At 59.4% G+C, this 21,906-nt stretch carries 21 protein-coding genes, 1 pseudogene and 1 riboswitch; of the genes and pseudogenes, 9 read left to right on the forward strand and 13 right to left on the reverse strand.

Going from position 1 to position 21,906, the window contains the following annotated elements:
• The first annotated feature begins 203 nt into the window (after positions 1-203).
• The gene (locus E4P01_RS10935; RefSeq protein WP_216090417.1) at positions 204-479 is read left to right on the forward strand and encodes a hypothetical protein; all 276 of its coding nucleotides are present in this window, start codon (positions 204-206) and stop codon (positions 477-479) included.
• Between the two features lie 136 nt (positions 480-615).
• Here the strand turns inward: E4P01_RS10935 and fba are convergent, their stop codons facing one another.
• The 6 genes from fba to tkt form a co-directional block, all read right to left on the reverse strand.
• The gene (gene fba, locus E4P01_RS10940; RefSeq protein ID WP_003177554.1) at positions 616-1,680 is read right to left on the reverse strand and encodes a class II fructose-bisphosphate aldolase; all 1,065 of its coding nucleotides are present in this window, start codon (positions 1,678-1,680) and stop codon (positions 616-618) included.
• Between the two features lie 124 nt (positions 1,681-1,804).
• The gene (locus E4P01_RS10945) at positions 1,805-2,140 is read right to left on the reverse strand and encodes an MliC family protein (protein WP_005792196.1); all 336 of its coding nucleotides are present in this window, start codon (positions 2,138-2,140) and stop codon (positions 1,805-1,807) included.
• 60 nt (positions 2,141-2,200) lie between these two features.
• On the reverse strand, positions 2,201-2,428 hold the full coding sequence (locus E4P01_RS10950; RefSeq protein WP_005792197.1) for a hypothetical protein: 228 nt from the start codon (positions 2,426-2,428) through the stop codon (positions 2,201-2,203).
• 31 nt (positions 2,429-2,459) lie between these two features.
• Positions 2,460-3,623 carry a phosphoglycerate kinase gene (locus E4P01_RS10955; protein ID WP_032879003.1) on the reverse strand — a complete coding sequence of 388 codons (1,164 nt, stop codon included), beginning with the start codon at positions 3,621-3,623 and terminating at the stop codon, positions 2,460-2,462.
• Positions 3,624-3,640: 17 nt separating this feature from the next.
• Entirely contained in the window at positions 3,641-4,696 is a 1,056-nt protein-coding gene (epd, locus tag E4P01_RS10960; RefSeq protein WP_032879002.1) for an erythrose-4-phosphate dehydrogenase, read from the reverse strand.
• A gap of 138 nt (positions 4,697-4,834) precedes the next feature.
• On the reverse strand, positions 4,835-6,832 hold the full coding sequence (tkt, locus tag E4P01_RS10965; protein WP_005792201.1) for a transketolase: 1,998 nt from the start codon (positions 6,830-6,832) through the stop codon (positions 4,835-4,837).
• A 260-nt stretch (positions 6,833-7,092) separates the two neighbouring features.
• Between tkt and E4P01_RS10970 the strand changes: the two genes are divergently transcribed.
• The 4 genes from E4P01_RS10970 (at position 7,093) to E4P01_RS10985 (ending at position 11,510) form a co-directional block, all read left to right on the forward strand.
• On the forward strand, positions 7,093-8,088 hold the full coding sequence (locus tag E4P01_RS10970; RefSeq protein ID WP_032878998.1) for a metalloregulator ArsR/SmtB family transcription factor: 996 nt from the start codon (positions 7,093-7,095) through the stop codon (positions 8,086-8,088).
• A gap of 19 nt (positions 8,089-8,107) precedes the next feature.
• Complete coding sequence (metK, locus tag E4P01_RS10975) at positions 8,108-9,298, forward strand: methionine adenosyltransferase (RefSeq protein WP_032878996.1); 1,191 nt, start codon at positions 8,108-8,110, stop codon at positions 9,296-9,298.
• A 110-nt stretch (positions 9,299-9,408) separates the two neighbouring features.
• Positions 9,409-11,073: an NAD-dependent DNA ligase LigB gene (gene ligB / locus E4P01_RS10980; protein ID WP_216090418.1), complete on the forward strand. Its 1,665-nt coding sequence runs from the start codon at positions 9,409-9,411 to the stop codon at positions 11,071-11,073.
• Positions 11,074-11,114: 41 nt separating this feature from the next.
• The gene (locus E4P01_RS10985) at positions 11,115-11,510 is read left to right on the forward strand and encodes a DUF1090 domain-containing protein (RefSeq protein ID WP_216090419.1); all 396 of its coding nucleotides are present in this window, start codon (positions 11,115-11,117) and stop codon (positions 11,508-11,510) included.
• Positions 11,511-11,516: 6 nt separating this feature from the next.
• On the opposite strand, the gene E4P01_RS10990 is transcribed toward E4P01_RS10985, so the two are convergent.
• Entirely contained in the window at positions 11,517-11,966 is a 450-nt protein-coding gene (locus tag E4P01_RS10990) for a cytochrome c (protein ID WP_032878990.1), read from the reverse strand.
• Between the two features lie 128 nt (positions 11,967-12,094).
• On the opposite strand from E4P01_RS10990, the gene E4P01_RS10995 reads away from it, so the two are divergent.
• On the forward strand, positions 12,095-13,288 hold the full coding sequence (locus E4P01_RS10995; protein WP_078822541.1) for an MltA domain-containing protein: 1,194 nt from the start codon (positions 12,095-12,097) through the stop codon (positions 13,286-13,288).
• A 79-nt stretch (positions 13,289-13,367) separates the two neighbouring features.
• On the opposite strand, the gene E4P01_RS11000 is transcribed toward E4P01_RS10995, so the two are convergent.
• Both E4P01_RS11000 and E4P01_RS11005 read right to left on the reverse strand, forming a co-directional pair.
• Entirely contained in the window at positions 13,368-13,754 is a 387-nt protein-coding gene (locus tag E4P01_RS11000) for an MAPEG family protein (protein ID WP_032878985.1), read from the reverse strand.
• A gap of 31 nt (positions 13,755-13,785) precedes the next feature.
• Positions 13,786-14,121 (reverse strand): annotated as a pseudogene (locus tag E4P01_RS11005) (EamA family transporter); the annotation flags it as partial.
• A 125-nt stretch (positions 14,122-14,246) separates the two neighbouring features.
• On the opposite strand from E4P01_RS11005, the gene E4P01_RS11010 reads away from it, so the two are divergent.
• Positions 14,247-15,482, forward strand: a complete 1,236-nt coding sequence (locus tag E4P01_RS11010; protein WP_216090420.1) for a sodium:proton antiporter — start codon at positions 14,247-14,249, stop codon at positions 15,480-15,482.
• Here E4P01_RS11010 and E4P01_RS11015 read toward each other — a convergent pair.
• Positions 15,397-16,341, reverse strand: a complete 945-nt coding sequence (locus E4P01_RS11015) for a LysR family transcriptional regulator (protein WP_216090421.1) — start codon at positions 16,339-16,341, stop codon at positions 15,397-15,399. The two genes, E4P01_RS11010 and E4P01_RS11015, sit on opposite strands and share 86 nt — an antisense overlap.
• A 92-nt stretch (positions 16,342-16,433) precedes the next feature.
• On the opposite strand from E4P01_RS11015, the gene E4P01_RS11020 reads away from it, so the two are divergent.
• Both E4P01_RS11020 and E4P01_RS11025 read left to right on the forward strand, forming a co-directional pair.
• Positions 16,434-16,847, forward strand: coding sequence for a VOC family protein (locus E4P01_RS11020; protein ID WP_216090422.1), 414 nt, complete (start codon positions 16,434-16,436; stop codon positions 16,845-16,847).
• Between the two features lie 36 nt (positions 16,848-16,883).
• Complete coding sequence (locus E4P01_RS11025) at positions 16,884-18,173, forward strand: cation:dicarboxylase symporter family transporter (protein WP_248129996.1); 1,290 nt, start codon at positions 16,884-16,886, stop codon at positions 18,171-18,173.
• Between the two features lie 12 nt (positions 18,174-18,185).
• Here E4P01_RS11025 and E4P01_RS11030 read toward each other — a convergent pair whose 3' ends face one another.
• The 3 genes from E4P01_RS11030 to E4P01_RS11040 form a co-directional block, all read right to left on the reverse strand.
• A complete protein-coding gene (locus tag E4P01_RS11030; protein WP_248129998.1) occupies positions 18,186-19,085 on the reverse strand; it encodes a formate/nitrite transporter family protein in 900 nt (299 codons plus the stop codon).
• Between the two features lie 71 nt (positions 19,086-19,156).
• Positions 19,157-21,076: a patatin-like phospholipase family protein gene (locus tag E4P01_RS11035; RefSeq protein WP_216090423.1), complete on the reverse strand. Its 1,920-nt coding sequence runs from the start codon at positions 21,074-21,076 to the stop codon at positions 19,157-19,159.
• 100 nt (positions 21,077-21,176) lie between these two features.
• Positions 21,177-21,581: a hotdog domain-containing protein gene (locus tag E4P01_RS11040; protein WP_032878978.1), complete on the reverse strand. Its 405-nt coding sequence runs from the start codon at positions 21,579-21,581 to the stop codon at positions 21,177-21,179.
• A 198-nt stretch (positions 21,582-21,779) separates the two neighbouring features.
• A riboswitch (S-adenosyl-L-homocysteine riboswitch) is annotated at positions 21,780-21,886 on the forward strand.
• Positions 21,887-21,906: the final 20 nt, after the last annotated feature.

Consider the following 21,906-nt stretch of genomic DNA (forward strand, 5'->3'; position numbering starts at 1 on the left):
GGGGGGGGGGTATTACAAATCCAGTCCCGCTCAGACATACACACATAAGTGCGCACTTAGTGAGTATCCAGCTAAATGCGCCGTCTTTACCTACAGCCATTCGTCGGAACTGTGATTTCTAACAGGTAGCCACATACCTGATGCATCACTAGAGTTTCATCACGTCGTCGATTCCCGACGACCACTTAAGAAGGATATTTATCATGGCTGCCTATATTGATAGCGCTAAAGGCGGAGCCGCTCAAATTGCAGTTTCAGGAAGGGGCACGCCTGGTTATCGGGTTTACTTGCATCAAGCCGGCACGGGAGCGCTTCTAGGAAGCGGGCTTGTTGGCTCAAACGGCACGTACTCCTTTACCACCCAAGAAGCGATTCTGAAAAACTACAGCAAACAAACCATTAACGTACAAGTAAGAGAGACTAAGGACAATAGCACCTATTCGGACTGGAGCCTCACCAGTCCCGTGACGATCTCTTAACTCGCCAAACTCAAATTAGAAGTTATCGGCATAGATGCTGGATACAGTTAACCTTTTAAGGTCATGTTGAATTATTAAGACAATAAATATAAATAAAAAACCCGCATTGCTGCGGGTTTTTTATAAACGCCCGGACTTAATTGACCTTAGCGTTCAACTCACCCTTCAAATACCGCTGGTACATCGCTTCCAACGAGATCGGCTTGATCTTCGAAGCATTTCCCGCAGTACCAAACGCTTCGTAGCGAGCAATACACACGTCGCGCATTGCGGTCACGGTGGCACCGAAGAATTTACGTGGGTCGAACTCGCTCGGGTTGGTGGCCATCAGGCGACGCATTGCGCCAGTAGAGGCCAGGCGCAGGTCGGTGTCGATGTTGACCTTGCGCACGCCGTACTTGATGCCTTCGACGATTTCTTCAACCGGTACGCCGTAGGTTTCTTTGATGTCGCCGCCGTACTGGTTGATGATCGCCAGCCACTCTTGCGGGACCGAGGAAGAGCCGTGCATCACCAGGTGGGTGTTGGGGATGCGCTTGTGGATTTCCTTGATGCGGTCGATAGCCAGCACGTCGCCGGTAGGTGGCTTGGTGAACTTGTAGGCGCCGTGGCTGGTGCCGATGGCGATGGCCAAGGCGTCGACCTGGGTCTTCTTGACGAAGTCGGCCGCTTCTTCCGGGTCGGTCAGCATCTGGCTGTGATCCAGCACGCCTTCGGCGCCGATGCCGTCTTCTTCGCCGGCCATGCCGGTTTCAAGCGAGCCCAGGCAGCCCAGCTCGCCTTCGACCGACACGCCGCAGGCATGAGCCATGGCCACAGTTTGTTGGGTGACGCGTACGTTGTACTCGTAGTCGGTTGGGGTCTTGCCGTCTTCGCCGAGGGAGCCATCCATCATCACCGAGCTGAAGCCCAGCTGGATGGAGCGCTGGCACACGTCAGGGCTGGTGCCGTGGTCCTGGTGCATGCACACCGGGATATGTGGGAATTCTTCGATGGCCGCAAGGATCAGGTGACGCAGGAACGGGGCACCGGCGTATTTGCGCGCACCGGCCGAAGCCTGGACGATCACAGGGGAGTCGGTCTTGTCAGCGGCTTCCATGATGGCGCGCATCTGCTCAAGGTTGTTGACGTTAAAGGCTGGGACGCCGTAGCCGAACTCGGCTGCGTGGTCCAGCATTTGACGCATGCTGATAAGTGCCATTGTGTTGTCTCTCCCGGTCGAGGGTCGTTAATCGTGCAAGCCTGCCGTAGCGGCGGCTGCTATTCAAGTTATTGCAGATCAAGGGGTTGAGCCTTGTACTGCTGAATCGTTATTGCTGTTGGGTTCAGTTGGCTTTGCAGCCGCGCCCAATCAAATCATCGGTGGCAACCCAGTACACCAGACCTTCCTCACCTTTGGTGTGAAACGCCAACTGGCCGTCGCTATACAGCACGCCGGAGGCGGCTACCTCTTGCTTGAGACGGTAAACCTGGTCCGAACCGCCGAGGCGTACATCCACTTCGGAACGGGCCTGGTTGGCGAAGCGCCAGTTGAGCTCGGCCTTGCTATCGCAGGTCCAGGTGGTCCACTTGTCGGCAGGCTCTGCGGCCTTGCTGAACATGTTCATGCTGCTGCAACCGGCCAACAGGGCCAGGGCTGCCAGGGCGAAAACGCCTTTCATTGCCAATCCTCGCAGGGCGACCTGGGGCCGCCGTTGCTGTTGGTTAGTGGATCAGACCCGTCAAGGGCAACCCTGTTCCTGACCGTTGGGCGCGGAGTCGTATTTCTCCAGCCGTTCGTTGCCGATGCGCTTGTTGATCACCGGCATGGTCTCGGCTTGCCAGTCAGCCTGGTAACAGCTTTTGTTCAACGGAGCCTTGGCGTTGTCCGCCTCCGGCGCCGCGCTGGGTGTGCCGCTGCAGCCGGCCAACAAGCCCGCTGCGATCACCAGTGCCAACGACTTGATCATGGGAACACTCCTTTTCCTGATCACGCGAGCCTTAGCCCTTGGCTCGGGTTTCCAGCACTTCCACGGCTGGCAAAACCTTGCCCTCGACGAATTCGAGGAAGGCGCCGCCACCGGTAGAAATGTAGGAGATCTGATCAGCAACGCCATATTTATCGATGGCCGCCAAGGTGTCACCGCCGCCGGCGATGGAGAAGGCCGAGCTTTCAGCAATAGCTTTGGCCAGCACTTTGGTGCCGTTGCCGAACTGGTCGAACTCGAACACGCCTACCGGGCCATTCCACAGGATAGTCTGGGATGCCTTGAGCAGTTCGGCGAAGTTGGCCGCAGTTTGCGGGCCGATGTCCAGGATCATGTCGTCAGCGGCCACGTCAGCGATGAGCTTGACGGTGGCTTCGGCGCTTTCAGCGAACTCTTTGGCAACGACCACGTCCACCGGCAATGGCACGCTGACTTTGGCGGCGATGGCGCGCGCGGTATCCAGCAGGTCCGGTTCGTACAGGGACTTGCCCACCGGGTGGCCGGCTGCGGCCAGGAAGGTGTTGGCGATGCCGCCGCCGACGATCAACTGGTTGCAGATCTGGCTGAGGCTATTGAGTACATCCAGCTTGGTGGAGACCTTGGAGCCGGCAACGATGGCCGCCATTGGCTGGGCCGGAGCGCCCAGGGCCTTGCCCAACGCATCCAGCTCAGCAGCCAGCAGTGGGCCGGCAGCGGCAACCTTGGCGAACTTGGCCACACCGTGGGTCGAACCTTCAGCGCGGTGAGCAGTGCCGAAAGCGTCCATCACGAACACATCGCACAAGGCGGCATATTGCTGGGCCAGTTCGTCGCTGTTCTTTTTCTCGCCCTTGTTGAAGCGCACGTTTTCGAACAGCACGATGTCACCGGCTTTCACGTCCACGCCGCCCAGGTAGTCTGCGACCAGTGGCACGTCACGGCCCAGGGCCTTGCTCAGGTACTCGGCGACAGGCTTGAGGCTGTTTTCGGCAGAGAACTCACCTTCGGTCGGGCGACCCAGGTGGGAGCAGACCATCACGGCCGCGCCTTTTTCCAGGGCCAGCTTGATGGTCGGCAGCGAGGCCAGGATTCGCGCATCGCTGGTGACAACACCGTCCTTGACTGGGACGTTGAGGTCTTCGCGGATCAGTACGCGTTTACCTTGCAGATCGAGGTCGGTCATCTTCAACACGGTCATGGGTCGCAGTTCCTGAATTACTGTTGAGGTTGTTTAGAGGCGATGTGCAGATAATGTTCCGCAACATCCAGCATTCGGTTGGCAAAACCCCATTCGTTGTCGAACCAGGCCAGGATGTTCACCAGCCTGGGGCCGGAAACGCGAGTCTGGCTGGCATCGACAATCGCCGAATGCGGGTCATGGTTGAAATCGCAACTGGCGTGGGGCAACTCGGTGTAGGCCAGCAGGCCTTTGAGCGGGCCGCTGGTGGCGGCGTCACGCAGTATCCGGTTGACCTCCGTCGCATCGGTGTCGCTGACGGTTTGCATGGTGATATCCAGGCAAGACACGTTTACCGTCGGCACCCGTACGGCTTTGGCCTGGATTCGCCCGGCAAGTTCCGGCAACAGTCGCTCGATGCCGCGAGCTAAGCCTGTGGACACCGGAATCACTGACTGGAACGCCGAACGCGTGCGGCGCAGGTCTTCGTGGTGATAGGCGTCGATCACCGGCTGGTCGTTCATCGCCGAGTGAATCGTGGTGATCGACACATAATCCAGGCCGATCGCCTGATCCAGCAGGCGCAACAATGGCACGCTGCAGTTGGTGGTACACGAAGCGTTGGACACCAGCAGCTCATCACCGGTCAGGCAATCCTGGTTGATGCCATAGACAATGGTGGCGTCGACATCCGCCTCGCTGGCCATCGGCTGTGAAAACAGCACACGCGGCGCACCGGCGTCGAGAAAACGCTGGCCATCGGCACGGGTGTGATAGACACCGGAGCATTCCAGCACCAGGTCGACGCCCAGTGCTTTCCAGTCGATGCCTTCGGGGGTGGCACTGCGCAACACTTGTACGCAGTTGCCATTGATATGCAGACAATCGCCGTCGACTCGCACTTCGCCGGGAAAGCGCCCGTGGGTGGAGTCAAAGCGTGTCAGGTATTCGATGCTGGCCATGTCGGCCAGATCGTTGATTGCAACAATTTCAAACCCGGCTGCCGCCCCTCGCTCGAACAGAGCACGCAAGACGCAACGACCAATGCGGCCGTAGCCGTTGAGTGCAACTTTGTAGGGACGCGGTTGGGGCATGGGGTTCTCGATCAAGGTTAGTTCGGTGTTGAATGTTCTGACGCCATCGCGGGCAAGCCCACTCCCACATTAGACCGCGATCCAAATGTGGGAGCGGGCTTGCCCGCGATAGCGCCAGTGCAGACAACGCAGACTGACTTAGTCTTCCAGCAACTCTTCAGCCTGACCCAGGATGTTTTCCAGGGTGAAACCGAACTCTTCGAACAACGCTGGTGCCGGCGCCGACTCACCATAGGTGGTCATGCCGATCACGCGGCCTTCCAGGCCCACGTACTTGTACCAGTAGTCAGCGTGAGCCGCTTCGATGGCGATACGCGCGCTGACCTGCAACGGCAACACCGATTGCTTGTAGCCGGCGTCCTGGGCTTCGAACACGCTGGTGCATGGCATGGATACAACGCGAACGTTGCGGCCCTGCGCGGTCAGCTTGTCGTAGGCCTGAACGGTCAGGCCCACTTCGGAACCGGTGGAGATCAGGATCAGCTCCGGCTCGCCGATGCAGTCCTTGAGCACATAACCACCACGGCTGATGTCGGCGATCTGCGCGTCGGTACGCACCTGGTGTTGCAGGTTCTGACGCGAGAAGATCAGCGCCGAAGGGCCGTCCTTGCGCTCGATGGCGTGCTTCCAGGCCACGGCGGATTCGACCGCGTCGGCTGGGCGCCAGCAGTCCAGGTTCGGCGTGGTACGCAGGCTGGTCAGTTGCTCGACCGGCTGGTGCGTCGGGCCATCTTCACCCAGGCCGATGGAGTCGTGGGTGTACACATGGATCACACGCTTCTTCATCAGTGCGGCCATGCGCACGGCGTTACGGGCGTATTCCATGAACATCAGGAAGGTCGCGCCGTATGGCACCAGGCCGCCGTGCAGGGACACGCCGTTCATGATGGCGCTCATGCCGAACTCGCGCACGCCGTAGTACATGTAGTTGCCGCTGGCATCTTCTGCCGAGACACCTTTGCAGCCTTTCCACAGGGTCAGGTTGGAACCGGCCAGGTCGGCCGAACCGCCGAGGATCTCAGGCAGCAGCGGGCCAAAGGCGTTCAGGGTGTTCTGGCTGGCTTTACGGCTGGCGATGGTCTCGCCCTTGGCCGCGACTTCGGCGATGTAGGCCGAGGCTTTTGCCGAGAAGTCGGCAGGCAGGTCACCGGCCAGACGGCGTACCAGCTCGTTGGCCAGTTCCGGGAATTCGGCGGAGTAGGCAGCGAAACGCTGGTCCCATTCGGCTTCGGTGGCCAGGCCTTTTTCCTTGGCGTCCCATTCGGCATAGATGTCGGCCGGGATTTCAAACGGGCCGTGGTTCCACTTCAGCGCTTCACGGGTCAGGGCGATTTCCGCGTCACCCAGTGGGGCGCCGTGGCAGTCTTCTTTACCTTGCTTGTTCGGCGAGCCGAAACCGATGGTGGTCTTGCAGCAGATCAGGGTTGGCTGCGCGCTCTTGCGAGCGGTGTCGATGGCGATCTTGATTTCTTCCGGATCGTGGCCGTCGACGTTGCGGATCACCTGCCAGTTGTAGGCTTCGAAACGCTTGGGGGTGTCGTCGGTGAACCAGCCTTCGACTTCGCCGTCGATGGAAATGCCGTTGTCATCGTAGAAGGCAATCAGCTTGCCCAGGCCAAGGGTGCCGGCCAGGGAGGCGACTTCGTGGGAGATGCCTTCCATCATGCAGCCATCACCCAGGAACACATAGGTGTGGTGGTCGACGATGTCGTGGCCAGGGCGGTTGAATTGCGCGCCCAGAACTTTTTCAGCCAGCGCGAAGCCGACAGCGTTGGCCAGGCCCTGACCCAGGGGACCGGTAGTGGTCTCCACGCCTGGGGTGTAGCCGAATTCCGGGTGGCCCGGGGTGCGGCTGTGCAGCTGGCGGAAGCTCTTGAGGTCGTCGATGGTGACGTCGTAGCCGGTCAGGTGCAGCAGCGAGTAGATCAGCATCGAGCCGTGGCCGTTGGACAGCACGAAGCGGTCACGGTCGGCGAACGACGGGTTGCTCGGGTTGTGTTTCAGGTAGTCACGCCAAAGTACCTCGGCGATATCCGCCATGCCCATCGGGGCACCGGGATGGCCGCTGTTGGCTTTTTGCACGGCATCCATGCTGAGGGCACGAATGGCGTTGGCACGCTCACGACGGCTGGGCATCGCTGATCTCCTGGAGTTTACTTATAAAGAAACGGAAAAAAGGACCGGCATTTTCCCTCAGCCACCGCCTGCGGGCAATGACAGATAGTCACTTGAGGGTGTTTTTCCTGTGGTTTGGACGGCAATAGGTTGCAGAAACCTTTAACTGGTTCGTCTAAAGGTTATAGCGGCGGCTTATAACCGCCACTTATCGATCAATATCAAAACTTTTTGATATTGACCTTGCAGGGATTTACACCCGTCACTAGACTGCTGGCCTTATGAACCTACCCGTGCCCTCCCTGCGTCCTGACGACGGCGATGAACTGGCAGCCCTTTGCAAGGCTGCAGGTGATCCGTTGCGCCTGAACGTATTGCGCGCACTGGCCAACGATTCGTTCGGGGTGCTGGAACTGGCGCAGATCTTCGCCATCGGCCAATCCGGCATGAGCCACCACTTGAAGGTGCTGGCCCAGGCCGACCTGGTCGCCACGCGCCGCGAAGGTAATGCGATTTTTTACCGCCGCGCCCTGCCCCATACCGAACAGCTGGGCGGCAAACTGCACGCCGCCTTGCTTGAGGAAGTGGATAACCTGGGCCTGCCGAGCGACGTACAGTCGCGCATCGGCCAGGTCCACGGGCAACGCGCCGCCGCCAGCCAGGACTTTTTCTCCCGGGTTGCCGACAAGTTTCGCGCCCAGCAGGACCTGATCGCCGGCTTGCCCCAATACCGCGAAAGCGTACTGGCGCTGTTGGACAAGCTGAGCTTCAGTACTGAGGCAACGGCCGTGGAAGTCGGCCCTGGCGATGGCGGCTTTCTGCCGGACCTGGCACGGCGTTTCGGGCAGGTGACGGCGCTGGACAACAGCCCGGCAATGCTTGAACTGGCGCGCCAACTCTGTGAACGCGAAGCCCTGGGCAATGTGCGCCTGCAGTTGGCTGACGCCTTGAATGACACCAGCCTGCGGGCCGATTGCGTGGTGCTGAACATGGTCTTGCACCATTTCGCCGCCCCCGCCGACGCCCTCAAGCAAATGGCCGGGTTACTGCACCCCGGCGGTAGCCTGCTGGTTACGGATTTATGCAGCCACAACCAGAATTGGGCCAAGGAGGCCTGCGGTGATCTCTGGCTGGGTTTTGAACAGGACGATCTGGCCCGTTGGGCCACCGCTGCGGGACTCGTTCCCGGGGAAAGCCTCTATGTAGGTTTACGTAATGGTTTCCAGATTCAGGTCCGCCATTTTCAGCGACCGGCTGGCGACACTCACCATCGGTAAATATCAGGAAAACATCGAGATGAGCGAATACTCCCTTTTCACCTCCGAGTCCGTGTCTGAAGGGCATCCGGACAAAATCGCCGACCAGATTTCTGACGCGGTGCTGGACGCTATCATCGCTGAAGACAAGTTCGCCCGTGTGGCGTGCGAGACGCTGGTGAAAACGGGCGTGGCGATCATCGCCGGCGAAGTCACCACTACAGCCTGGGTCGACCTGGAGCAGATCGTTCGTGACGTGATCACCGACATTGGCTACAACAGCTCCGACGTCGGCTTCGACGGCGCGACCTGCGGCGTGATGAACATCATCGGCAAGCAATCGCCTGACATCAACCAGGGTGTAGACCGTGCCAAGCCTGAAGACCAGGGCGCCGGCGACCAGGGCCTGATGTTCGGCTACGCCAGCAATGAAACCGACGTGCTGATGCCGGCGCCGATCACCTTCTCGCACCAGTTGGTGCAACGCCAGGCCGAAGCACGTAAATCCGGAGTATTGCCTTGGCTGCGCCCGGACGCCAAGTCCCAGGTGACCTGCCGTTACGAAGGCGGCAAAGTCGTGGGTATCGACGCCGTTGTGCTGTCGACCCAGCACAACCCGGACGTGTCCTACGCCGACCTGCGCGAAGGCGTGATGGAGCTGATCGTCAAGCACGTGCTGCCTGCCGAGTTGCTGACCAAGGACACCCAGTTCCACATCAACCCGACCGGACAGTTCATCATCGGCGGCCCCGTGGGCGACTGCGGCCTGACCGGTCGCAAGATCATCGTCGACAGCTACGGCGGCATGGCCCGTCACGGCGGTGGCGCGTTCTCGGGTAAAGACCCGTCCAAGGTTGACCGTTCGGCCGCTTATGCCGGTCGTTATGTGGCCAAGAACATCGTGGCTGCCGGCCTGGCCGAGCGCTGCGAAATTCAGGTTTCCTACGCTATTGGCGTGGCGCAGCCTACGTCGATCTCGCTGAACACCTTCGGCACCGGCAAGATCAGCGACGAGAAAATCGTCAAGCTGGTGCGTGAAATCTTCGACCTGCGCCCCTACGCAATCACCACCATGCTCGACCTGCTGCACCCGATGTATCAGGAAACCGCAGCCTACGGCCACTTCGGCCGTACCCCTGCGCAGAAGACTGTTGGCGATGACACCTTCAGCACCTTCACCTGGGAAAAAACCGACCGAGCCAACGACCTGCGTATCGCTGCCGGCCTGTAAGCGTTCGCGCTGTATACAGAAACACCCGGTAAAAAGCCCCGAGCAATCGGGGCTTTTTTGTGGGCGCCTGGATGACTTAGGCTGGGCTCCCTTTTCGAGCAAGGATGCTCATGATGCATATGTTCATGGCTTTTTTTCTCAGTGTTTTATCCAGCTGGACGTGGGCAGAAACGTGCCCCGATCACGCTCACCTGCAACTCGACAGCTTGGCCAGGCAGATCAGCCAGTGGGACGACAGTTACCACCGCCAGGGCCAATCCCCCATCAGTGACGAACTCTACGACCAGGCCCGCCAGCGCCTGGCGCAATGGCGTGAATGCACACGCCAAGCCACACCGAAAGCGGACAACCCGCTGGCCAGTTCACGCGGCACGTTACGGCACCCAGTCGCGCACACCGGCCTGGAAAAGCTGCCAGACGAACCGGCAGTCAAGGAGTGGCTCAGCACCCGCCAGGATGTATGGATCCAACCCAAGGTCGATGGGGTGGCGGTGACGCTCGTCTATCGCGAGGGCCGCTTGCAGCAACTCATCAGCCGAGGCGATGGCGTGCTGGGCCACGATTGGTCGGCCTCGGCCGCCAGGATCCCCGGTATCGTCCAACAGCTGCCAGACGCGATTGATGTGGTGCTGCAAGGCGAACTTTACTGGCGCCTTGATCACCATGTGCAAGCGATAAACGGTGGGCTCAATGCGCGCAGCAAAGTGGCCGGCCTGATGAACCGGCGACAATTGAGCGACGCTGAGGCGGCAGGCATCGGCTTGTTCGTCTGGGCCTGGCCTGACGGTCCGGTGGACTTCACCGAGCGCCTGGCCACCCTGACGCGCTGGGGCTTCAGCGATACACAGCGTTATAGCCACCCCATTGAGCACATCAGCGAAGCCACTCATTGGCGCACGCATTGGTACAACGCACCGCTGCCCTTCGCCAGCGATGGCGTGGTGCTGCACCAGGCTGCACGGGCACCCGCCGAGCGCTGGCAAGCCAGTGCGCCTTATTGGATGGTCGCCTGGAAGTACCCAGCCATCAAAGCCCTGGCACTGGTGCGCAAGGTGCAATTCAGGATCGGTCGCACCGGGCGCATCACCCCCATCCTCGAACTGGAACCCGTGTGGCTGGATGATCGGCAGATCAGCCGGGTCAGCGCCGGCTCCCTGAAACGCTGGCAAGCCCTGGATATCCGCCCCGGCGACCATGTGTCGATCAGCCTGGCGGGCCAGGTCATTCCCCGACTGGACGAGGTGATCCTGCGCAACGAAACCCGTGTGGACATGCAGCTACCCAACCCTCGCGATTTTCACGCCCTGAGTTGCTGGCAAATGGAGCCCGGCTGCGAAGATCAATTACTCGCCCGCCTCACCTGGCTGAGCGGCAAACAGGGCCTGGCCTTGCCACATATGGGCCGTGAAACCTGGAACATATTGATCCAGGCCGGTCTAATCGCAGGCTTTCTCGATTGGTTAACCCTGGATGCGGCGCAGCTTGCTACCATTGAGGGCTTCGGTGATCGCACTCGTGAGCGAGTGCTCGACAGTTTTAACAACGCCCGGCAACGCCCTTTTTCACAATGGCTCAAGGCCTTGGGCGTACCGCCAGCGGCGCGCAACAACCTGGAGGGCGACTGGCAGACGCTGGCCGCCAAAGACACCCAAGCCTGGCTGGCCTCAGACGGCATCGGCCCGGGTCGTGCAGCGCAACTGAGCGCGTTTTTTCGCGACCCGCAGGTGCAAGCCTTGGCTGAAACATTACGCGAGGCCGGGATAGATGGGTTTTGAACGCCACCCGGCCACCTGATTGCGACCTTGGAGCTTTATAGATGAAATTTCTCGCCCCCTTTGCCTTGCTGACCCTCGCAAGTTTCACAACCATGCCACTGCTGGCCGCCGAAGACGCGCAGCCGCTCACCGGCTGCGCCGCCAAGCGCCAGGCCATCAGCACCCAGATCGAACAAGCCAAGGCCCACGGTAACAGCGCCCAACAGGCCGGCCTTGAAAAAGCCCTGAGCGAAGTCACCGCCAACTGCACCGACGCCACCTTGAAAAAAGAACGTGAAAACAAAGTGCTCGACGCCAAGCACGAAGTCTCCCGCCGTCAGGCCGACCTCGACAAGGCCATGAAAAAAGGCGATCCGGACAAGATCAACAAGCGTAAGGACAAACTGGCCGAGTCGCGCAAAGAACTACAGGACGCGGTGGAAGAACTCGACCAGTAAAAACGATCAGTGATCGCGGAACTGTTTATGGCAGGCGCTACAGGCGTCTTCGACTTTTTGCACCGCCGGCTGAAGGTTACTGGCCTTGTAGGGTTGCACTTGGCTGGCGATCACCAATTCACCGGTGGCCGCCTCAAGGTCGCGGGCCAGTTGCTGGAACTGCGCCTGTTTCTGCCACACGTCGTCCCTGGCGCTCGTGTGATCTTCTTCGCGCACGCTTGGGAAGTGCTTCCACGGCTCATGGGACAACGCATCCAGCTTGACCGCGCCTTCTGCAAACCTGGCACCGTCGAACGGGATACGCCCGCGCAACATCCCGCCCAGGTCTTCGCCGGTCTTGAGCATCTGCTTGAAGATCGCCTTGCGTTGGCCCAGTGGGGAATTGGGGTCAACACCGCCACAGGCGGACAAGGCCAGGCAGGCCAGCAGTACAACGGTCAGTTTTTTTAGAATCATGATGGCTTCAGGTCACGGGAAACGGCGACCAGTATCCTCGCCCCACCCGTAAAGACCAATAGCCCTATTAATAATAAGGGTTGCCCGAATGCAATGAAGCATGGGTAATCGCTTCAGGAAATGCTTACATGAATATCACCGCGAAACCCTGGAGCCGCCGACTCGCGTGGGCTCTGCCAATGATCGCACTGCTGGCCGGCTGCGATGCAGGTAAAGATGCCGGCAAAGAGGTCGCCAAAGAAGAAGCCAAACCCCATGCGGTCGCCACCTATGTGAGTGCACCCTGGGAAGCCTTGCCGGTGGTCTCCGACAGCGATTTGCTGGCCGGTTTTGAATCCTGGCGCAGCGCCTGCCAGCGCCTCAAAGCCGACCCGGTATGGGGCACCACCTGCGCGGCAGCGGCCAGCGTACCGGGCGATGCCGTGGCGGTTCGCGGCTTTCTCAAGGAACACCTCGATGTCTTCGGCTTGCGTTCGGCCAACAACACACCCAATGGTTTGATCACCGGTTATTACGAGCCGGTCTACCCCGGCAGCCTGACCAAAACCGCTACCGCCCATGTGCCGGTCTACGGCGTGCCGGATGACTTGATTATCGTCAACCTCGAAAGCATCTACCCGGAGCTTAAAGGCAAGCGCCTGCGTGGACGCCTGGAAGGTCGGGTGCTCAAGCCTTATGACGACGCCAGCACCGTCAACAGCCAGGGCTCCACTGCCAAGCCGATCGCCTGGCTGACCGACCCAATGGACCTGCAATTCCTGCAAATCCAGGGCTCAGGGCGTATTCAACTGGCGGGCGGGCGCCAACTGCGCGTAGGTTACGGCGACCAGAACGGCTACCCGTACCGCCCAATCGGCCGTTGGCTGGTAGAGCAAGGCGAGCTGAAAAAAGAAGAGGTGACCATGGGCGCCATCAGCGCCTGGGCCAAGGCACATCCGCAGCGCATTCCCGAACTGCTGGCGAGCAACCCCAGCTACGTATTCTTCAGCGCACGCCCCGACAGTAACGAAGGCCCACGCGGTTCGCTGAACGTGCCATTGACCGCCGGCTACAGCGTGGCAGTGGACCGCAAGGTCATCCCGCTGGGTAGCCTATTGTGGTTGTCGACCACCAAACCCGATGGTTCACCGATCACCAGACCTGTCGCGGCTCAGGACACCGGCGGCGCAATCACCGGCGAAGTACGGGCAGACTTGTTCTGGGGCACAGGTGATGCGGCGGGAGAGCTGGCAGGAAATATGAAACAACAAGGGCAAATCTGGATGCTGTGGCCCAAAGGCGCGGCGCTGCCGCAAGTACCGGATGCCCCCGCCGGCACCTGACAGACGCTGATAATGAAATGTGGGAGGGGCGGTGCGACGATTCGCCTTGCCCCCTCCCACAAAGGATTTGCATCAGGCGTTAGATCGAGACAAAGAAGAAACTCGCAATCAACGCCATTCCCACGGCCCACACCAGCGAACGCAAAATCGCCCAATCGGCCAGGTAGCAAATGATGTACAGCAGGCGGCTGGTGATAAACAGCACCGCCAGCACGTTGATCGTCACCAGTTCGGCGTTGCCGGCCATGTGCGCAATGACCACCGCCGCGGCAAACGCCGGGGTCACTTCAAAGCTGTTGAGTTGCGCATTGTTGGCGCGCTTGGCGACGCCCTCAACGGTATCGAGGAAAGCACGCGGGTCGTGGTTGTGCCGAGCTCCGAACTTGCCCGTGCTGAACTTGGCGACACCCGTGCATAGATAGGGCAGAAAAATTGCGATCAACACACACCAGAAAGCGACTGTCATCACTCATTCCTTTTTTGGATTTATCCGACGGTTAGAGTTTCATCACGAACATGCCGATCAGCACCAACCCACAAGCTATGAGCCGTGGCCGGCCAAAAGGTTCTTTCAAGTAACGCATGCCGAACAGCACCACCAGGATCACGCTGACTTCCCGCAACGCCGCCGCCTCGGCAATCGAGCCCAACTGCATGGCCCAAAGCACCAAAGCGTAGCTCAACAACACGCACAATCCCACGCTCAGGCCCAACCGCCATTGAGTGCGCCAGAACAGGCTGAAGGCCGCACGCTTGCGCACCAGCGCCAGCAACGGAAATGGCCAGGCACTGATCAATGTCAGCCACACCAGGTAATCCAGCGGGTGCGACCAGCACCAGGGCTGTCGCTACCACCAGAACCTCCTCAATTGATTCGTGATGTAACTTCACCTGTTTATACTAAACGCCACCTCGGCGCCCCCCATGCGCCTACATTTCCCTGCTCCAAGGACCCCGGATGCTCGAACTTGTCGCCGCCTTCATTTGCCTCACCACCCTGCTCACCTATGTGAACTTCCGCTTTATCGGCCTGCCGCCGACCATCGGTGTAATGGTCACTGCGCTGCTTTTTTCCCTGATCCTGCAGGGCCTGAGCTTTATCGGCTATCCCGGCCTGGAAGAGCGCATCCAGCAACTGATCGGCCAGATCGACTTCGGCGATTTGCTGATGAACTGGATGCTGTCGTTTTTGCTCTTCGCCGGCGCTTTGCATGTCAACTTGAACGACTTGCGCAGTTACCGCTGGCCCATCGGCCTGCTGGCCACCTTTGGTGTGTTGATCGCTACCGTGGTGATCGGCAGCCTGGCGTACTACATCTTCGCCCTGTTCGGCTGGCACGTGAGCTTCCTCTACTGCCTGCTGTTCGGCGCGCTGATTTCGCCTACAGACCCGATTGCGGTGCTCGGCGTGCTGCGTACCGCCAATGCGTCGAAACCACTGAAGACCACCATTGTCGGCGAGTCGCTGTTCAATGATGGCACCGCCGTGGTGGTGTTTACCGTGCTGTTGGGTATCGCGCAGTTGGGCGAGACGCCTACCGCGGGCGCCACTGCCCTGCTGTTTGCCCACGAGGCCATAGGCGGCGTGGTATTCGGCGGGCTGATCGGCTACCTCGTGTACCTGATGATCAAGAGTATCGAACAGCACCAGATCGAAGTGATGCTGACCCTTGCCCTGGTGATCGGCGGTTCGGCCATGGCTTCGCAACTGCACGTGTCCGCACCGATTGCAATGGTGGTCGCGGGGCTGATCATCGGCAACCTGGGGCGCAAGCTGGCGATGAACGACATGACGCGTCGCTACCTGGATGGTTTCTGGGAACTGCTTGATGACATGCTCAACGCCTTGCTGTTTGCGCTGATCGGCATGGAGTTGCTGCTGTTGCCATTCAACTGGCTGCACGTATTGGCGGCCAGTTTGCTCGCCGTGGCGATCCTGCTCTCGCGCCTGTTGACGGTGGCCCCGGCGATCTTGCTGCTGCGGCGCTGGCGCACGGTACCGCGCGGTACTATCCGCATCCTGACCTGGGGTGGTTTGCGTGGCGGTGTCTCGGTGGCCTTGGCCTTGGCGCTGCCCCTGGGCCCGGAGCGCGACTTGTTGCTGAGCATCACCTACATCGTGGTGCTGTCTTCGATCCTGCTGCAGGGGTTGACGATTGGTCGCGTTGTAAAGCGCGTGACGCAGTCGCAGTAAGGGCACCACGCAGCATTTCAAGCAGGTGCCGCATCGCCAACGGGCGGCGCGGTGTCGAGCTGTACATGACGACCAGATCTCGCGCATAGCGCTGCTGGTCGTCAACCGGCACAACCCGGACCCCGTTACACGGCATCCCCATCCACTGCGGCACCAGCGACACCCCCATCCCTTGGGCCACCAGCATCAGGATGGTTTCCAATGCATCCAATTCACATAACACCTCTGGATCGAAGAACTGCTCATCCAGAAAACGCTGGGCGATCTGCCCGCCCCAAGAGCGGGCGTCGTAGCGAATAAACGGGCGTTCGCGCAGCAAGGCGGCAAATGCCTGGGTCTTGCATTCGGTGGGCGCAACCAGAATCAATGGCTCGGAGCGCAGCAAGTCCATCGACAAGGCTTTAGGCGGTTGAAACGGCGGCCTGACAAGTATCGCCGCATCCAACTCCTGGTTAAGTAACTTCTCGTAGAGGCTCCTGGAGTCACCGGGTGTGATCTTCAGCCTCAGTTTCGGTGCCGACACCGTCAGGCGCTCGATCACTCCCGGCAAAACGCCAGTCAACGCCGTTGAAATTGCGCCGATCTTGATCTCCCCTGATATCTCGTCCCGGCTCAGGTATTCCTCCAACTCGCGCGCCTGTTCAACGACGGCCTGAATTTTTGGTAATAGGCGCAGGCATTGGTCCGAGGGCCATGCGGCATGCGCCGTGCGCGTGAGCAGCGTGCAACCCAGCGTGCGCTCAAGCGCCTTGACCCGCTGGCTGATCGCAGCGGCAGTGCGGTTTTCGCGGCGCGCTGCGGCGGCTATGGACCCCGTTTCAATCACAGCGACCAGGCTTCTCAGGAATCGGACATCCATCAGTTTTCCTTTCGCTCAGACTAAGGCGAAGACGTTTTACCCGCTTATAAGGCCTGTTTAATCTGGGGACTCTCACATTCGGAGATTCCACCATGCACAGACCCTTTCACGCTGCATACCATGTTTATGACTTAGACAAGGCGCGCATTTTTTATCGAGATGTTTTGGGCTGCACGGAAGGCCGTTGCAGTGCGACCTGGATCGACTTCGACTTTTTCGGCAATCAACTTTCACTGCACGTGGGTACACCCTTTGCGACCACACGTACCGGCCTGGTCGGCGAACACCATGTACTGATGCCGCACCTGGGCGTGGTGCTGCCACTGGATGAATGGCTGGAATTGGCCGAGCGCCTGACCCGACTGGGCACTGCCTTCGAAATCCCACCCGTGATCCGGTTTGCTGGTGAACCCGGCGAGCAACGGACAATGTTCTTTCTCGACCCCAGCGGCAACCCGATCGAAGTCAAGGGTTTCAAGGACTTCGAGGGCCTGTTCGCCCACTGACCTCCCCTCACCAAAACAATAAGAAAGGGTTACAGCATGAGTACAAAACCATCCTCCAGCCTTGTCACCCGCATCATGATAGGCCTCGCGGCCGGCGTGATCGTGGGCATCCTGCTCAATCAATTCCCGGAGCACAAAACCTGGTTTATCGACAACCTGCTGCAACCGGCCGGTGACTTGTTCATCCGGTTGATGAAGATGATCGTCGTGCCGCTGGTGTTTGCCTGCATGGTCGTCGGCATTGCCGGGGCGGGCAGTACCCGCGCACTGGGTCGCATCGGTATCAAGACATTCACGTATTTCTTCACCATTACCAGCATCGCCATCGTGTTCGGCCTGATCATCGGCAATGTGTTCCAGCCCGGCGCCGGCGCCGACTTCAGCAGTACATTGCAGACACCGGTAACGGGCTTGACCACCAGCGGCGAAGCGCAAAGCCTGGGCCGCGTCCTGGTTAACATCGTACCGGACAACATTGTGCTGGCAATGTCACAGGGCAAGCTGCTCTCGGTTTTGTTCTTCGCCATCCTGTTCGGCTGTGCGTTATCACTGCTGCCACCCCAGCAAAAAGCCCCACTGGTGGCCGTCATGCAAACCGTTTCGGACACCATGTTCAAGGTCACCCACCTGGTTATGCACTACTCACCGATCGGCATCTTCGGCTTGATCGGTGTGACGGTGGCCAGTTTCGGTCTCAGTGCCTTGCTACCCCTGATCAAGCTGATCGGTATCACCTATGTGGCTGTCGCACTGTTTGCGCTCTGTGTTCTGGGGCTGGTGGCGCGCATGGTAGGGGTCGGTTTTTTCCACTTGATACGAGAAATCCGCAGCGAGCTGTTGCTGGCCTACAGCAGCGCCGCGTCGGCGACGGTAATGCCACAACTGATCGAAAAGATGCAGCGTTACGGCGCGCCTCGTTCGATCACCAGCATGGTCATTCCACTGGGGTACTCGTTCAACCTGGACGGCGCGTCTTTATTTGCCGCGTTGGGCACGCTATTCATTGCCCAGGCCTACGGGATCGATTTGAGCCTGGCTGATCAGGCGATGCTGGTGCTGATCATGGTGCTGACATCAAAAGGTGCGGCAGGCGTGCCGGGCTTCATGTTCATCATCCTCACTGCAACCTTGACAGCGGCCGGTTTGCCAGTGGAGGGGGTGGCGATCATCGCCGGTGTCTACCGGTTGATGGACATGCCGGTGACGGCGCTCAATGTGCTGGGCAATGCGCTTGCGCCACTGGTTATCGCTCGCTGGGAAGGCCAACTCAGGGCGCCGAACAGTGGGGAGCCGGTAGAACCCGCCGCTCCTCCCGTCCAGGTCTGATGCGGGCAGCGGTCATTCACCCTTTGCTGATTCGGATCGATTCGCACGACGCTCACCGGGCCCCGGCTTATCAGAGCGGGGTGCCCCGCTCTCACTGCGAATCTGCGCATGGCTGATCAGGGCGAAGATAAAACTGCCGCCGATGATATTGCCCGCCAGGGTCGGTCCGGCAAACACCAGCCAGAAATCCTTCCACGGCAGCTCGCCGGCAAACACCAGGTATGACACTTCCGCCGAACCAACGACGATATGCGTGAAGTCGCCCAGGGCCATCAGGTATGTGATCAGGATAATGATCCACATCTTTGCGCTTTCCATTGATGGGATCATCCACACCATGGTGGCGATCATCCAGCCGGAAACGATGCCCTTGGCAAACATCTGGCCAGAATCGTTCTCCATGATCTTGCGTCCGATTTCAAGAAAGGCCAGGTCGGTCTTGGTATCGAAAATCGGTAAATGCAACATCACGTAAGCCACCAGCAAAGTGCCGCACAGATTACCTACCAGCACGACTGTCCATAGTCGTAGCAGACGTGCAGCATTGCCCAGAGTGGGCTTGCTCATGACCGGCAGCACCGCGGTCAGGGTGTTTTCGGTGAACAGTTGCTGGCGTGCGAGGATCACCGCCAGAAACCCCGCGCAATAGCCAAAACTGGCTATCACCTTGAAGCCCTCGGCGTCCGGCAGGCGTGAATTGAGCAAACCCATCGCCATCAACGACAGGCCCATGGTGAGTCCGGCGGCCAGTGCCGACCACCATAAGGCGGCGACACTGCGCTCCAGCTCCTGGTCACCCTGGGTACGGATGATTTCGTGAAGAACCGCCGCACGGGGCGGCTGGTTCTTGTCGACGTCCTGCTGCTCTTCCTGCGACAGGTTGGGGGTCTTGCCGTCTGCTTGAGTGGCCATGATGTACCAAAGTCCGAGGGGTGCCTGAAGCTACGACATGCCGCGACGATGGCTGTTCAATGGCCCGGCAATTAAACCGGAATGCGCCACGCCTTGGCCTGTTCCACGGTGGTGGAACTCACGGGTTTGCTCCAAGGTTTATTGCGCGCTTGATAGTATTTGATGATGCCATCGAGCACGCTATTGAAGTCTTGTGGCGTCTTCGCCTCTTTCAAGTCACGCACCGCACGTTGCAGCAGCTCAACGTTGGATGCCGGCTGACCAGGACGGTACAGCGATGGGTAGATGACCTCCCGCGTAAAGTTTTCAGCTTTCACCCCGATATCCCGACTTTGCATCTCGGCGACCGCACTGCTCAATACCTTGGACATACTTGGCACACTGCCCGATTTTTGCTTGGCGCCCACCTGTAAAAGCTGCTGGAAATTGCGCTGGCCCGGCGTATTCAGACGTTTGCCCAACCACTCGATGTGCTCGGGCCTGCTGGCGAGAGAGTCCAGGTTGCGTAAGGCCGTAGCAATCTTCGGAGTAATCTTCAGGGACGTGTCGGATTGGTTGGCTTCGGTAATTGCACTGTCCAACGCCTCCAACGCCTGTTTCGCCTCATCGCGAAACCGCAGTGCGTCTGCGCTGGCGGGGTCCTTGCGCAATTCACCCTGCACGCTGGCAAGCATTTGATCATCCATCGCCAACACAGCATCGTCCAGGGAGGCGAACTCATGGCGCTCACGTGTCAGTTCACGCTTTTGCAGGTGGCTCGACACCGATTGGCGAGCCTGGGCCTGCAAATGCTGTTTCTGTTCAAGCGTCATGGTGAAGTTGACGGTGCCGTTGAGCAGGCCGCGAAAATCGCCTTTGTTCGAGTTCAACGGCAATGTCACCGTTTGATCCGAGAACGCCTTGAGCCGGTCATCTTGGTAGGTTTCAGCCGCGGTATGCGGCGTGCCTGTGAACTTGTCAGCCAAATGGCTGAAAAAACCACCGCTCTGGCGCGGTGGTGAGCTCTGCTCGGATTCGAACTTGACGATCAGCGATTCGTCCTTGCCCAAAGGGCTCTGCGGAAACGAACGTTCAATGACACCGGGGGCAGGGGTATTGAGGAGCAGCCCTCCGTCTTGAAACGCCGTAACCTCTGCATCCGCCTGAAACCCATGGCCCTGTTCGGACGGGCTCTTGAACAGGCCCGGCAACGCCCCCGAAATAAGCGCAGCACGGGCGATGTCCATATCTGGCGTCAGGCTGGCATTGAACACCACCAACTGTGGACGACCGTCGAACATGCCTGTGCCCGTGATGTTCAGTTGCTTGATCGCCGGAATATGGCGGCTCAACACCTCCAGGTCGCGAAAGGTGGGCCCGGCTCCGGCTTTGAGCCGGTCGGCGATTTGCGTGACTTCAGGCGGGCGGTCCGCCTTGGGCATACGCTCGATATGGGCAAGAATCGATTGACGTGACTGGTTGCGAATCAATTCTTCCAGGGGCTGCCCCTCGGTTTGCAGGCGCGGCAGCAGGGTCAGCAGCAGTTGCGAAATATTGCCGCCCGGGCCAGGTAGATTGCCCGCAAGCTTGCCAAGTTTGGAACTGGCATCCTGCAGCCAGGCCAGGATCGGATCTTTGCTATTGAGCAGGCTGGGCAAGTCGAGGCTGTTCGACAACTGCGTGAACGCCTTCGCGTCCATGCCACTGGCGAGTAACGCTGCAGAAATCGCACCGGCAGACGAGCCCGACACCACCTTGACGCCTTTGAGTTTGTCGGCGTCTTCAAGCGCCTGCACCATCCCGGGAAAGGCAATGCCCTTGGCGCCACCGCCACTGAGCACCAAGTGAGCGGGCGGCGGCGGTGACAGCACCACCTCGACGCGGCCATCGCTATGCCGATAAATACTCAGGTTGCGCTCGCCCACGCCCTTGACCAAAGGCGTCTTCACGTCCTGGCTGAAGGTTTGAGACGAAAGAGGCTTATTTTCTACAACAGAACTGGAGACTTTCATACATGAGGCTCTCTCTACAGGGTGTAGGCCTGAGTGATGAGAGAGCCTCGGAAGGATCCACACGGAATGATTTGGTAACGCAAATCACGTCGCGCAGGTGTTACTCAGAAAGACCGTCGTCCTGGAACTGGTCCTTCACATACTTGATTTCGGTACGGCCATGGGGCGCCGGCAAACCGTCTTCGCCCAGGTTGACGAAGACCATTTTTTCCACCGTCAGGATACTTTTGCGGGTGATCTTGTTGCGCACTTCACAGGTCAGAGTGATGGAGGTGCGGCCGAACTCAGTGGCGGTGATACCCAGTTCAATGATGTCGCCCTGGCGCGAGGCGCTGACAAAGTTGATTTCGGAGATGTATTTGGTCACCACGCGCTGGTTGCCCAATTGGACAATCGCGTAAATGGCTGCTTCTTCATCGATCCAGCGCAGCAGGCTGCCACCGAACAGGGTGCCGTTGGGGTTGAGGTCTTCGGGTTTTACCCATTTGCGGGTGTGGAAGTTCATGATCACTCCAAAGCGTCTTGCCAAATGATGGGCAACATCATGGCAGAGCCAGGGCCCAAGCTCTATGAGCCATTGCCTATCGCCCCCATGCGCGATCTTCATGCCGCCGACAGAAAGGCTTGGGAAGTGCCACATACACGGCTATAATCGCCTCCGTTTCAAAACGGTCATCTTCGATTGATACCGTTCTCCCGCCACCTGTCCGAGGGGCGCTGCAGCAGGTTCAACCTGTCAGGCTCGGATGGGGCGTTGTCCGGCCTGGTTGCCCTGGCCTGATACTAAACGCACAACGGCGCCCATTCGCACACTACGAATGGAGGCTCTC

The organism is Pseudomonas sp. NCIMB 10586 (assembly GCF_023127895.1).
GTDB lineage: Bacteria > Pseudomonadota > Gammaproteobacteria > Pseudomonadales > Pseudomonadaceae > Aquipseudomonas > Aquipseudomonas synxantha_A.